General features: G+C 42.2%; 8 protein-coding genes. All 8 read right to left on the reverse strand.

The window, feature by feature from the left end:
- Window positions 1-78: 78 nt before the first annotated feature.
- Complete coding sequence (locus J8Z24_RS08900; protein ID WP_128731337.1) at window positions 79-468, reverse strand: TFIIB-type zinc ribbon-containing protein; 390 nt, start codon at window positions 466-468, stop codon at window positions 79-81.
- Window positions 469-857: 389 nt separating this feature from the next.
- Complete coding sequence (locus tag J8Z24_RS08905) at window positions 858-1,385, reverse strand: cell division protein ZapC domain-containing protein (RefSeq protein ID WP_176031792.1); 528 nt, start codon at window positions 1,383-1,385, stop codon at window positions 858-860.
- Between the two features lie 122 nt (window positions 1,386-1,507).
- Entirely contained in the window at window positions 1,508-2,518 is a 1,011-nt protein-coding gene (gene pyrD, locus J8Z24_RS08910; RefSeq protein ID WP_147390423.1) for a quinone-dependent dihydroorotate dehydrogenase, read from the reverse strand.
- A gap of 136 nt (window positions 2,519-2,654) precedes the next feature.
- On the reverse strand, window positions 2,655-7,493 hold the full coding sequence (locus J8Z24_RS08915; protein WP_176031793.1) for an NAD-glutamate dehydrogenase: 4,839 nt from the start codon (window positions 7,491-7,493) through the stop codon (window positions 2,655-2,657).
- Between the two features lie 211 nt (window positions 7,494-7,704).
- Entirely contained in the window at window positions 7,705-10,026 is a 2,322-nt protein-coding gene (locus J8Z24_RS08920) for an efflux RND transporter permease subunit (protein ID WP_176031794.1), read from the reverse strand.
- Entirely contained in the window at window positions 10,026-11,030 is a 1,005-nt protein-coding gene (locus J8Z24_RS08925; RefSeq protein ID WP_252094543.1) for a WD40/YVTN/BNR-like repeat-containing protein, read from the reverse strand. The genes J8Z24_RS08920 and J8Z24_RS08925 overlap by 1 nt, the downstream gene beginning before the upstream one ends.
- Before the next feature lie 76 nt (window positions 11,031-11,106).
- A complete protein-coding gene (locus tag J8Z24_RS08930) occupies window positions 11,107-12,474 on the reverse strand; it encodes a DUF1329 domain-containing protein (RefSeq protein ID WP_125252724.1) in 1,368 nt (455 codons plus the stop codon).
- An 11-nt stretch (window positions 12,475-12,485) separates the two neighbouring features.
- A complete protein-coding gene (locus tag J8Z24_RS08935; protein WP_128731331.1) occupies window positions 12,486-14,585 on the reverse strand; it encodes a DUF1302 domain-containing protein in 2,100 nt (699 codons plus the stop codon).
- Window positions 14,586-14,796 lie beyond the last annotated feature (211 nt).

Consider the following 14,796-nt stretch of genomic DNA (forward strand, 5'->3'; position numbering starts at 1 on the left):
GCAGGAGCACTGTTATTATATGCAAATTAACTTTAGACAAAGCCAATCCGTCTGTTTTTATTGCCAATTTCAAACTCGTTAAGACAATATGTTAAACAAATTAAAAATATCTAGCTTGTCTAAGATACTCGTGTTGCTATTAACGCGTTGGTAATTTTGCAACAGTGCCTGTAACTCCCCTGCTTCAAACCAAATACTGGCACAACACGGACATTCACTAAACGACGCATTATTGAGCTGATACGCAACAAGCTTATGGCCATCATCCGGACATGATTGTACAGCGTTCTGTTTGAGTGGTGTTCGGGTCGCAAGAAAGTCTGCGTATGTAAAATGGTAGGTATGTTTAATCGCTTCTACAAATTTACGAGGAAGCCAAACTGCATCACAAGATGGGCATTGATAACCGCAATAGCCTTCAATGTCGGTGTAGATCAGCTTTAAAGTTTTGTCGCAAAGACAGTTCATAGTTATTCCCTTAATTCATTGCTACAATGATTTAACACCAATTATCTTAATTAAGTGCTCTATGTTGAGGCGAGAAAATCTTGTCGATAACTCAGCCACCGTCTCCTGCTATCGCTAAGGTACCTACGCCCTGTAGGCAAGGAAAAAATTTTGCTATTTAGCTGTTCTAAATAAGAAATTTTTAACGGGTTAGCGTCAGATTTACTCCTTCAAATTGAGCAAGTATTAAGTCTAATTGGTATAAGGTACAAGTTAATACAACATAACGGCTCGGGTCAATTAGACTTTATAAAAGCTAATAGCTACCTTGTGGAGAAGTGCTTTGATTGGGAGCTAGAGTATGGTTATGGGCGAGACATTACGTTGTGTTATTCCTTAACTCAATATCGCTACGCGCTTCGGTGTACTAGGTTCGATAAAACTAGGGGAGATAATCTATCATTCAGTACCTTAATTGCTTGAAATTGCTCAAGTTCAATTCCTTCATCTAAGATAAATTGTTGACTTAGACTTAGACATAGGCTTGCTTGGCCGTCATGCTCTATTATCAAAAACTCGCCTTGGCTTTGTTTTGAACGCAAACAAACCACAGCTTCACTAACGGGCTCGCACCCATTGTACGGTTTGAAAAACCAGCTTTTAGCTTGCATTGGCTGAAGATGGAATTTAGCAGCGGTTGCATTCAAAGCAATTTGACAGCATTGTGGTTCACTCCAGACAGAAAAACCACAAAGGTAATCGAATACGTTTTGATAAAATTCGGCCTCGTTTAGGCTAAAGGTCGGGCTTGATGCAGAGTCGTCGGTCAGGTGTCGAATTCGAAAAGGCGTACAAAGCTGAAGCTCTTCACCTAAGTCAATTAACAGCCTATTTCTTTTCTCGCAGCGTATCCATTGCCACTCTTTTGAAGCTTGCAAAACGACTCTCCCACAAACTAATTAACTATGACCAGTAAGTGGGAGTATAACGCGAAAAGCGCAATGATGAAATTTTTTATAATAACGTTTTGTTTTCGATCATTTTGTTATATGAGCGATCCTTATAAGGACGTAACGATCCTTTTGACCAATTCTGGTCCCTCGTAAATAAAGCCAGTATACACTTGAACAAGATCAGCTCCCGCTGCAAACTTCTCTTTAGCAGACTCAGCACTGTCGATCCCACCAACACCGATAATGGGTAGCTTACCTTCAGTAATACGCTTTAGTTCGCTAACAACGTGCGTTGATTTCTCACGAACCGGTCGACCAGACAGGCCTCCAGCTTCATTTCCATGCTCTAAGTTTTCTACGGCATCACGAGCTAATGTTGTATTTGTTGCAATAACACCATCGATACGATTGTTCACAAGAGACTCAGCAATTTGAGCTAGCTGAATACCATCAACATCAGGGGCGATCTTAACCAGCATAGGCACCGACTTGTTGTGCTTAGCTACCAGATCCATTTGTTCATTTTTCAAGCTTTGTAACAGATCATCTAGTGCTTCACCATATTGCAAATCTCTAAGGCCCGGTGTATTAGGTGAAGAGATATTGACAGTAATATAAGACGCATGCTCAAACACTTTTCTCATACAGTGAATGTAGTCATCTTTACCTTGCTCGTTCGGTGTATCTTTATTTTTACCGATGTTGATCCCAAGGATCCCATCGTATTTTGCCGCTTTAACATTGTTAACTAAGTAATCAACACCCTTGTTATTAAATCCCATGCGATTGATAATCGCATTTGCTTCAGGTAGACGAAAGATCCTAGGTTTATCGTTGCCAGCTTGTGGTCTTGGCGTAACAGTGCCTACCTCGATAAAACCAAAGCCCATTTGTGCGAATGCTTCGATACACTCAGCATTTTTGTCAAGACCCGCAGCGAGCCCTACTGGGTTTTTAAATTCTAATCCCAAAAAGTTAACTGGTTTGTCTTGAACTGATTGAGACCATGCAAGGCTCATTGGCGTATTTGCAAAGCGACGAAGGTTGCCTAGGGCAAAATCGTGTGCCCACTCCGCATCTTTGTTGAACATAAAACGACGCGCAAGATCGTAAAACATGGTAGCTCCTCAGTATTGGTACGTAATCGATTTAGCTAAAACCACCTTTTTGTGATTTTAGCTAAATGGATTATGGCAATGACATTAGACAAAAAAATACCCCAGTCAAAGCTGGGGTATTGTAGCGATTTCTAGATTATTTGGAAGTATCACAGTTATGGCTTAATAACATTAGCTCACGCAGTGCAACCGAGAACTTAGCAAAGTCATGGCTTTGCGACGTTTTAAACTCAGTTAGCATTTGCTGCCAACGGTGTAATAAACCAGCTTGTTTATCCATCCACTGCTCAATCTGTTCATTGATGTCACTATCATCACCGGCAAAGCTATTTAGCACTACCTCAGATAGTGAGCGTTGCTGCCAATCAAGTTCTTCACGATAAGATGCACGAGCAAGTGCTTGCCAGTGGTTTGCCACAGGCTGCGCTGTAATTTGGTCAAGGAACCAATGTAGACCCATGTTTGCACCCAGTGTGAAGTAAGTGTTTGACACAACGCCAATCTTACGACCCGCACTATGAGCTACTTCTGCTAAGTCCATTACCGAGAACAAGCTTGAAAGCGATACGATGCGCAGTGCAATCTCAGCTGGTACACCTTGAGATTCAAGGTCGCGCGCTTTATCTACAATTTGCTCGCTTTCGTTTGCAACCATGTAGTTGTGTAAGTTTGCACTTAAATCTTTGAATGTAGGAGCAAAGAACGCGATAGTTTGCTCGATTGTTTCAGACTTATCACGATGACGTAAGAACCAACGCGTTGCACGACGAACCGTACGACGTAATTGATACAACATTTCCGTTTGGACTGCTGCCGGGATCTTATTATCCAGTGAAGAAATAGCTGACCACGTTTCTTTCATTTCAAAGATAGCGCTTGCAATAGAGTAACAAATCGCAATCTCTGCATCTGTTGCTCCTGTTTCTTCGTGCATACGAACCATAAAGTTAAGACCCATGTCATTAACGATATTGTTCGCAAGTTTAGTTGCAATGATCTCTTTACGTAGCGGGTGGTTATCCATTGCAGCATTAAAACGCTCACGTAGTGGTAACGGGAACGAGTTAACTAAAAGCTGACGGTAATACGGGTTTTCTGAGATCTCATCAACCACTAACGTTTCTTTTAGTACCATCTTGGAGTAAGAGACTAACACTGAAAGCTCTGGACGAGTTAGGTCTTTACCTGCCGCTGCGCGCTCTGCTAGCTCTTCATCTGTTGGTAAGAATTCGATTGCACGATTTAGCTTGCCATCTTTTTCAAGTGCATGGATAAAGCGTACTTTCTCTTTTAGCGTAGCTGGACCTTTAGACTTCGTGATCGAAAGTGTATGCGTCTGACGGTAACAGTCTTTTAATACCAACTCTGATACTTCATCAGTCATCGAGTAAAGTAATTCATCTCGCTGTTTCTTCGTCAAATCGCCTTCAGCGACTAAGCCATTCAGTAGGATCTTAATATTAACTTCATTATCCGAGCACGCTACGCCACCAACATTGTCGATAAAGTCAGTGTTGATACGCCCACCGTTTGAAGCAAACTCTATACGTCCTAACTGAGTAGCACCTAAGTTACCGCCTTCACCAAATATCTTCGCACCAAGTTCACCGCCGTTGATACGCAGTGCATCGTTTGCACGATCCCCAACTTCAGCGTCAGTTTCAGATTTAGACTTGATGTAAGTACCGATACCACCATTCCACAGTAAATCAACTGGCATCTTCAACAATGCTTTGATCAACTCGTTTGGTGTCATGCTAGATTTTTTGGTGCCTATCATCTTCTTCATTTCAGCGCTTAGCGTAATTGCTTTGGCTGCACGAGAGAAGATACCACCGCCTTCAGAAATCAGATCCTTATTATAATCTTCCCAGCTTGAGCGTGGCAGATTAAATAGACGTTCACGCTCTACATATGAGCTTGCTGCATCTGGGTTTGGATCGATAAAGATGTGCATGTGGTTAAACGCAGCTTGCAAACGAATGTGCTTAGAAAGCAGCATCCCATTACCAAATACGTCACCACCCATGTCACCAATACCAACCGCTGTAAAGTCAGTTGTTTGACAATCAATGTCCATCTCACGGAAATGACGCTTAACCGATTCCCACGCACCTTTTGCAGTAATGCCCATCTTCTTATGGTCATAACCGATCGAGCCACCAGAAGCAAACGCATCTCCCAACCAGAAGTTGTAAGACTCTGCGATACCGTTTGCGATATCAGAGAAGGTAGCTGTCCCCTTATCTGCTGCAACAACTAGGTATGGATCGTCTTCATCATGACGAACAACATCGATTGGTGGAACGATGTCACCATGTACAATGTTATCTGTGATGTCGAGTAGACCACGGATAAAGATCTTGTAACACTCTTGGCCTTCTTTGAAGAAAGCTTCACGCTCTGTTGGCAGTTGTTTGCAAACAAAACCACCTTTAGATCCCACAGGCACGATAACCGTATTTTTAACCTGCTGCGCTTTAACTAAACCAAGTACCTCTGTGCGGAAATCTTCGCGACGGTCTGACCAACGTAGGCCACCACGAGCTACTTTTCCACCACGCAGGTGCACACCCTCTACACGTGGTGAATAAACGAAGATTTCAAACGCTGGTAGTGGCAATGGCATATCTGGCACTGCACTTGGCTGGATCTTAAATGACGTGTATGACTTATTCGTACCATCTGCTTCTTTTTGATAGAAGTTAGTACGTAGCGTTGCATTAATCATGTCGACGTATAGACGAATAATACGGTCATCATCAAGATTCGCAACGTTCTCTAGTTCCTGGTAAATAGCATCAATGACTTTAGTCAGTGTTTTTTCTGATGCCGTTTTCTTCGGAGAGAACTTCTTGACGAACAGATCAACGATCATCGCCGCAATGTGCGGGTAGCGGTCGAACGTGTTTTCAATGTAGGATTGCGAGAAAGTCACGCCAATTTGACGCATGTATTTCGCGTACGCTCGTAAAATAGACGCTTCGCGTCCAGTTAAGCCCCCTAACAAAACTAAGCGGTTGAAGCCATCGTTCTCAAGACGATTATTCCAAACATTCGTCAATGCAGCACGGAAACGTGCAGATACTTTGTCAAAGTCGGTGATCCCCTTGCTGTCGATAAGCATAGAGAAGTCCATGATCCAGTTTACTTGACCATCAGTAGTCTTCACTGCATAAGGTGTCTCACCAATAACGCGCAGACCAAAGTTTTCAAGCATTGGCATCACGTCTGATAAGTGAATTGGCTCAGCTTTATGGAATAAACTTAAACGTACTAATTGAGAGGTCGCTTCTTCTTGAGGTCTATAAAACAGCATCTCCAGTTTATTGTCTTCGTTGAGCTGTTCAAGTTTCTCGATATCTACTACCGCAGCACTTGGTAATACTTGGTCTTTATAAGCAGACTGGAACGCATTGGTGTATTTACGGTTTAACTCGTTACCACGAGACTCACCCGCTCTTTCAAGCAATGCACCTTGTAGCTTGTCTTCCCAAGTACGAGCGGCTTCAACCAAGTTATTTTCAATTTCTTTCACGTTATAATCTATATTGTTGTCATCGACACGTACAATGTAATGTGTACGCGCTAGCGTTGATTCTGAGAAGAAAGTAGTGAATTCTACTTTATCACTCGATTTAAATGCACGCGCCAGCAGTTGCTGTGTTTCACGTCTTAATGCAGTGTTGTAACGCTCTCTTGGTACATAGACCATACAAGAGAAGAAACGACCGTAGACATCTTTGCGTACAAAAAATCTACACATGTCGCGTTCTTGTGTTTGTAGTACGCCCATGGCCACTTCTAGTAACTCACTTTCACGTGCTTGTACTAACTCATCACGCGGATAGGTTTCTAGAATATTTAACACGGCTTTGTAAGCATGAGTGCCTTTTGCAAAGTCACACTGCTCCATGATACGGTTAATCTTACTCTTAAGTACCGGAACGTCGGCTGCACTATTGTTGTAGAAGCTCGAAGAGAATAACCCGATAAAACGGTCTTCACCAATCACGTTGCCTTTGGTATCAAATCGCTTGATACCAACATAATCTATGTACGCAGGACGGTGTACACGCGACAGCGAGTTAGTTTTTGTTAAGATTAACAAGTTACTACTGCGAGCTTCTTTTCTAGCTACCTCAGGTAACTCTGAAAGTAAGCGGCTATGATCATCTCCCGAGTTTTTCATCAAACCAAGACTTGTGCCTTCGACTGGTTTTAACTCGTAGTCACCTTGAACTGGTGTAAGGTCATACTGACGATAGCCCATGAAGGTAAAATTATCGCTCACCAGCCAGTCCAAAAACTCAACAGCTTCTGCAACTTCTTCTTTTGAACAACTATAATGACGAGTTGGCAGCTCTTGGCTGACACTCACCAGTTTGTCACGAATGGGCTTCCAATCAGCAACCGCAACAGACACATCATTTAAAACAGATTCAAGCTCAGCTTTAAATTCAGCGATAGCTGAATTATCTGTCTGCCTATCAATTTCAATGAAAAATACGGTTTTAGTAGAGGTTGATTCTTGCTCTGCTTTTAAGTTAGAAAGCGCTGTGATTGCACTATCGTCGTTTCTTTGTATCTTAAGTGGAGCGTGAAGTAATAGGTGAGAGACAATATTTTTGCGATTCATTGCCATACGCACTGAATCAACTAAAAACGGCATATCTTTAGCAATTATCTCAACAATAGTATGCGAAGATTGCCATCCATCTTTTGCCACCTCAGGATTAAAAACGCGAATGACGGCTTCGTCAGACTTATTTTTATCTAGGGCGTTCCAAAGGCTCAATGCTGCGCCGTATAAGTCACTGTCGTTACGATGTGCCAAATCCTCTTTAGACATATTGCTGTACAAGGTTTTGGCAAACGTTTCGACAAGTGACACTTTGTCAGCATGGACTTTTTTGTGGATTAGCTTGCATACGTTATCTAGGATAACAGAAGCCGTGCCTTCATTTTGTGTCATTATGTGTTCCTTAATCTATACCACCTTTGAACGGTAGATTATTTGTACAGCCATTTATTAGCGTGGAGTCAGGTAAATTCTAACCTTTCTTACGCTAATAAACAGCCTTTTTGACGAAAACATTTCAAGCTTTTCAGCTGTTTGCTCAACTATTCACAAAAAATAGATATAAATCGCCAATACCAAATAAAAAGGAGCACAATTATTCACATTATTTTTTCTGGTCAGACCAGAGAAGCGTTCCAATTGCCGGTAAAAGCAACACAGCACCCAGCATATTAACCAAGAACATAAAGGTTAATAAGATACCCATATCAACCTGAAACTTAAGCGCAGAGAAGATCCATGTACTTACTCCGATAGCAAGTGTTATACCCGTAAACAGTACAGCACTACCGCGCTCGGCTAACGCATTACGATAAGCCGCTGACAACGGCATACCTTGCTTAAGCTGTCCCATCATAGAGGATAGAATATAAATGCCGTAATCGACACCTATTCCAACACCAAGAGCAATCACAGGTAGCGTTGACACCGTTAGTCCTATCTCTAATTGCACCATCAGCGCTTGCGCAAGTGTTGATACAATGTACAGTGGCAGCACAACCGCGATGGTCGCTCGCACGCTTCTAAAGCTTACCAAGCACAATAAGATCACAGCACCATAAACATAGATCATCATAGGTACCTGTGCTTGTGACACTGACTCGTTCGTCGCGGCCATCACCCCGATGGGGCCTGATGCTAATCTAAACGCAACATCATCCGTGCCCTCTTCTTGAGCAAAAGCTTTGATCTGAGTAATAACGTGATCTATCGACTCGGCCTTGTGGTCTTCCATAAAAATAATTATAGGCATCACTGAGCAATCGCCGTTTAAAAGCCCTGAGCTAGTCTCAACTCGAGAAGTGGCCTGTACTAAAGAAGCACTATTTCTTGGTAGTGCCTGCCACTTCAAATTACCCTCGTTGTACCCTGCATTCACAGCTTGAGCTACAGAGCTCAAAGAGACCGCTGATTGCACACTAGGGAGGTTTTCGATGCGCCATTGAAAACGGCTAATACGTGCCATCGTATCGTGATCAGTACATGCTGCGGGGAATGCTTCGACTATCACTTTAAGGATGTCTGACGAAATTGCATAGCGGTCTGAAATTAAGAAGGTGTCTTGGTTGTATCTGGCATCTTCGTGTAAAGCAGGTGCGCCAGCATGTAAATCCCCAATGCGCATTTTATCTGATTGCCAGTATCCAAACGCAAAAAGTAATACACTGATGAATAAAATCACACGAGCTACTTTTTTGTCCGTTGTCTTAACAAGTGTCTCTCGTATTGACTCGAACACATCGTGACTCGTACTCTTACCGTCTCCAATTCGTTTGATATTCGCTGATTCGAAAAAAGACGCCATAACTGGCAGTAATACTAAGTTAGTAAAGATAATAACTGCTACACCTAAGCTTGCTGTAATGGCTAGCTCACGAATAATACCTATATCTATCGCAAGTAAGGTTAAAAAGCCCACCGTATCTGATAACAGCGCAATACCACCTGGGATCAACAACGCTTTAAAGCTTGCTTCTGCTGCAACTTTGCTTGATACGCCTTCAGCCACCTTTTTACCAATTGCATTGATCATTTGCACGCCATGGCTTACACCGATTGCAAATACCAAAAATGGTACCAAAATAGACATGGGGTCAACACCAAAGCCTAGTGTGCTTAATAAACCCATCTGCCAAATAACCGCGATAAATGAACACGCTATCGGCAATAAAGTTAGCTTAAAGCTTTTACAAAACATCCAAACCATGATGAACGTAAATGCGATGGCAAGTGCAAAAAATAACACCACACCTTTTGCGCCATCGGCAATATCACCGGCCATTTTCGCAAAGCCAATAATGTGAATGCTAACTTTATCAGTACTCAGTGGTGCTCTGATTTCTGACTCTAGTTTTTGTGCAAATGCCAACGTATCTAGCTTTTCTTGTGTTTGTGGATCAATTTCCATTAACTGTGCTGTGACCATGGCACATGAATAGTCGCTGGCAACCATGCGGCCAACTACTTTAGCTTTTTCAATATTTTGCTTTACAACACTAAGGCCTTTTTCATTTGGTTGAAAATTGGCCGGAATGATAGGTCCGCCTGCAAAGCCATCTTCAACAACTTCAACAAAGCGCGCGCTGGGTGCAAAGATAGAATTTACTAACGGGCGGTTTACCCCAGGAATAAAGTAGAGTTGGTCATGAACCGCTTTTAGCTGGGTAAAAAACGGTTCATTAAAAATATCGCCGTCTCTATCACACACCGAAATCAGAATACTATTTGCACCACCAAATTGCTTCTCGTGCTCTAGGTAGACTTTCATATAGTCATGATTCAATGGAATATTTTTATTAAATGACGCATCTAACTGAATTTGGGTTGCCTTATACCCCAAAAATAACGTGGTCAAAATAAAAAATGTGACAACGGTAATGCGATGCCTAAAGATGACATAAACTAACTGATTTAAAAATGATTGCATTAGTTACCCACCTCTATTTCAGCAATCCCCTGTTCAGTCGCAAGGACTAAGCTCTTGTTTTTAAGCACGCCAGATAAAATTGAGTGGCCATTTTTTAATTGCTTTGAAGTAACTTCACCATTTTTAATACTAAAAATGACACCGCTGTTGGCGAGCATGTAAGTCGTTGAATCATCGACAATAATATTGTTAATTGTGGCAGTTTTATCTGTTTTTAATTGTTGAACTTGCTGCCCACTACCGATAAACGCGTTGCCACGAAGCCCCGCTACGACGAAGTGATTATCTTTGGTTTCGTTGATAGAAAAAAAAGAACCTCGATAAAATGAGTCAAACTTTTGCCATGTTTTGCCCAGATCTTCACTTTGAGCAACCAAGCCCATTTCTCCTGCAAGGTACATGTTATCGTCCGTGATAAGTAAGCGATTAAAGTGCGGTAGAATAAATGCAGTTTCTTGTTCATAACCAGCCGGATCTTGTTCTTTTAAGTCATTTAGGTATTCAACATCATCGGGATGAACAAACTCGCTAATAAACCGCTTATTCCAAGACTCTCCACCATCAAACGTTTCAAAAAACATCCCATAAGCACCTACTGCAAAACCGTGCTGCTGGTTAACAAATTCAATGTCTAGACAAGGCTTTTCGAGCTGTGGCAAATACTGCTTCACTGTCCACGTTTTGCCGCCGTCTGTGGTTTTTAAAATACTGGCATCATGGCCACAGGCCCAACCTATATCATTACCTTTAAATGTCACTGCAGTTAGTAAGGATTGAACTGGCACTGATGCCTGTGTCCATTTTTGCTCTGCCTTTTTATATATAATTGTGCCATGTTTACCCACTGCGACTAATGCTTTACCTGTGTCGGTAATATCTGTAAATAGTGTCTGTTCTGGGTGTGCGACCATTAAGGCTGACTGCGGAGCAATCTGATCGCTGCTTTCGGCCACAGCTAAATGCGCCATAGTTAATATCGAGGCTGCTACTACTTTCTTAATCATGAGAAAACACTCGAGTTGTGAGAGGAAAGGAGGAAGAAGGCTGAAGCGAGATAGCTCCAGCCTGATGTTTCACTAATTAACGACGACCCTCACGGCGCAAAGCACCCTGAGTAAATTCGTTATCATTGAAAGATTGACTGAAGTCATACATGTCTTCTTCATTATCTAAACCAATCGCAAGATAACGACGAGAGTTCAGATCGTAATAAACATCTAACGTACTCCAGTGTGTAGGCACTTCATAATAGTTCAGACCATGTGCCATCGCTACTCGATACATCTGATCACGATTATCGTATATATCAGCTACGTGGATTTGCCAGCTATCCTCATCAATATAAAACACGCGTTTTTTGTAAATATGACGAGTGCCTTCTTTTAGGTTAGCTTCAACTACCCACACGCGATGCTTTTCATAACGAACATGTTCTGGGTTAATATGACCTGCCATCAGAATGTCTTCGTACTTCAATTTATCGCTATGTAGCTTGTAACTGTTATACGGAATATACATTTCTTTTTTGCCTACTAGCTTCCAATCATAGCGATTTGGTGAGCCGTTAAACATGTCAAAATCATCTGTTGTACGTAAGCTGTCTGACGCTGTTCCAGGTGCGTCATAGGCAACGTTTGGCGCGCGTCTAACACGACGCTGGCCGGTGTTGTATGTCCAGGCCTGACGAGGAGTCAAAATTTGGTCCATGGTTTCATGCACCAATAAAGCCGTACCAGCTAGACGCGCAGGTTCGGTTACACGCTGCTTGAACTTAAATAGAATATTTGACTCTTGCAACGCTTCAGGTGTTGCATCCGTCGCTGAATACTTCACCAATAACTGTTCATCGAAACCAATAATATTGTAATCGCCAGACTCTGTTGGCATTGCCTGACCACCATAACGGGCAATAGACAAACCACGGAAGCGCAATAGGTGGTTCCAAATTGCTTCTAAGCCGTTTTTAGGAACAGGAAATGGGATACCAACAGCGGTATTCTTGATCCCGTTACCCCCTTCAATTAGTTCAGCTGTTGTCGCATACTTTTTCGTTGCATCGTAAACAAACTGAGGATAAGACGCGCTTCGTCTCGTCGGGTAGATATTCATTTTGAACGTATCTGGGTACGTTTCAAATAGAGCAATCTGACCTGGACTCAATAACGATTTGTATTTATCGAGGTTCGATTTGTCGATTGTAAATAGCACCTTGTCATCGGCAAATGGATCTGGGTGGTGCATTCCCACCTCATAACCTGCTGGTGGCGCAGTAATACCACCATTCCACGCTGGAATGCTACCATCAGCATTACCTGCCTTCTCAGCACCGATTGGTGTTAAATCTTTTCCTAAACGTGCAACTTCATCTGGGCTCATTTTAGCCATTGCACTACTTGCAGACATCATTGTAATTATTGTTGCTGCGATAAATGTAGGTTTTCTAAACATAACGAAAGCCCTTAAATTGAATACTTAATATTGAATGAGACAAAGTCACGATCTGCGAAGGTATTTGTTTTACCACCACCCCAGAAGGTGTTGTAGCCAAAATCAAATGACCAAGTGTTCAGGTAGTTAAAGTTTAGGTTAATCCCAAGTGATTTACGATCTTCAACAAATAAGAACATTGGATCTGGTGTTATACCATTCACATCATGCGAAAACACAACCTTTGGTGAGAAGTTAACGCCACTAAATAAGTTGTTGTATTCCCCTTTAGCAATCAGTCGATAGCCCCATGCTGATGCAGATGGGAATGGATTTGTTTCAGGTCCATTAGAAACCGCCTGATGTATTAATCCATACTCTCGACCCGATACACCTTCAATTACTCCGCTTCGACCAGTACCGGCCACGTTCAAACGAAGTTCATCATACTCTGGCATATCTTTGATTGTTACGGCACCGACTTCACCGACAACAGCCCAGCTGTCAGCCCCCAAAGATGGGCCAAATAGATGTGTTGCTGTCAACTGTGCTTGGATGGTGTCTCGTAATATATAACCTTGCGCAATTTCTCCAGGGTTTACGAAGGCAATATCATCACCTTGGCTTAACTGTGAGAAACCTTCAAAGTCTTCTCTTATCCCTGCAGCTGCAAGTTGTTCAACCATACCTGCATACAATAACTCAACATCATCAATTTGGAGAGGCTCATCTTCTCGGTACGCAATTTCACCAGATAGCGCAGTTTCACCAAGCGCCGTATTAAAGCTCAAACCATAAAGTTTGATGTCTTCAGGGTATGTGATCTTTGCTTGCGTGAACGCATTTAGATTTGTGATGTTGTCTTCTGTAATAGGATTATTTCTAATGTAATCCAGATCAGCAGCTAGCGCGGCACCAGTAAAGTTAGATGCCTTACCTGAAATAAGCGGTCTACGGCTATGGTAGTTAATGTAATATAGCGCAAATTCAGTATCATTAAGCTCAGGCGAGAATATGCCTAAACGTAGTCCATATTGGCCACCATCATCAGGCTCGCTGATACCACTTGCACCCTTTCCTTTAAGCGCTACTCTCGTTGGATATGCCATGTACATCGCAGCGGCTGTCTGACCTATTGTTTCGGCAGTTGGCACAACCCCTTGTGCAACAAGTGAAGCTGTTGCGTCGGCGTATAAGCTATTAAGTGCATCGGTCAAGTGATACAAATCAATATCAGGGTTTGAGGTAAAACCAAGCTGAACGTTTTGCATGTAGCCGTTTTCAGAAGCAAAGTCATTAGTTGAGAAGTAGCTGCCGGTAGCTGGTAGTCTTGTTTCGTGCCATTGATACTGATAGAAGCCTTCAAGGTTTACGTTTTCAGATAAGCCAATTGACGCCCAAAGCATACCAACAGGGATAAAAGCTTCTTTGACTTCTGAACCTGGTGCTTTGAGTCTATCGATATCAACCGGGTTAACATTGATACCATGTGATATCAGCGTACTCTCACCCCAGTTTACTACCTGCTGGCCTAAACGTATCGATAGTGGGTTTTTACCGTCATTCAGATCAAAATCAGCCCAGATAAAGGCATCAAGTAAACGAAAGTCTGAACAAACTTGTTCTCTTGTATTATCATCTTCACACGGGTCTACTTTCTTACCAGACACCGGGTTGGCATATGCAAAGTCTCCGTCTTCCATCGCAAAATCATAGAAGTACATAAAGCGTGTAAATAAACCAAAGTTGTCTTTGGTTATTGCGAGATCGTGCGTCCCTTTCAATAATTGTGAGAAGGTATCGCCTGAATCAAAATTCAGATTACCAGCATCACCATTATTTGAATAGGCGCCCTGTTGCGACCATATTTGAGACGAAGAGTAGATCGTATTGCCAGTCGTTGCTTTATAACCATCCCAATTAAACTGAGGATGATTACTCTTACCGATGAAGTCAAAATTACGGTCTTCTACACGAATACTTTGACCATAAGAGAACGTTGAGTCGAAAGTGATATCGAACTCACCAACTTCAAAACTAGCAGCTTGTACTGATGTCGCGGCAGCTCCCATGATTGCCGCACTAAGACCGAGCATGATTTTGTTTTTCACAAAGAGCGATCTTTTTATCATTATTTCTCCCCCTTTTGGCGGGTCTTGTCTAGAGCTTAAGCTCTTAGAGTTATTGTTTTTTGTTGTCTAAACGATAGAAGCGAAAGCGAGAAAATACAAATACTACGCCATTAAATCAACGCTTTTTCGCCTCTAGGGGCGCATTTTACTCTTGGTAAGACGTCCTACCAGATAATTTATAACACGTATTTCAAGCTTATAACAAACTCAT

The organism is Pseudoalteromonas sp. SCSIO 43201 (assembly GCF_023716725.1).
GTDB classification, from domain to species: Bacteria; Pseudomonadota; Gammaproteobacteria; order Enterobacterales; family Alteromonadaceae; genus Pseudoalteromonas; species Pseudoalteromonas peptidolytica.

Coding starts and splice junctions, on each gene's coding strand:
- J8Z24_RS08920 (WP_176031794.1), bottom strand. CDS start 10,026: ATGCAATCATTTTTAAATCAGTTAGTTTATGTCATCTTTAGGCATCGC.
- J8Z24_RS08930 (WP_125252724.1), bottom strand. CDS start 12,474: ATGTTTAGAAAACCTACATTTATCGCAGCAACAATAATTACAATGATG.
- J8Z24_RS08935 (WP_128731331.1), bottom strand. CDS start 14,585: ATGATAAAAAGATCGCTCTTTGTGAAAAACAAAATCATGCTCGGTCTT.
- J8Z24_RS08925 (WP_252094543.1), bottom strand. CDS start 11,030: ATGATTAAGAAAGTAGTAGCAGCCTCGATATTAACTATGGCGCATTTA.
- J8Z24_RS08915 (WP_176031793.1), bottom strand. CDS start 7,493: ATGACACAAAATGAAGGCACGGCTTCTGTTATCCTAGATAACGTATGC.
- J8Z24_RS08900 (WP_128731337.1), bottom strand. CDS start 468: ATGAACTGTCTTTGCGACAAAACTTTAAAGCTGATCTACACCGACATT.
- pyrD (WP_147390423.1), bottom strand. CDS start 2,518: ATGTTTTACGATCTTGCGCGTCGTTTTATGTTCAACAAAGATGCGGAG.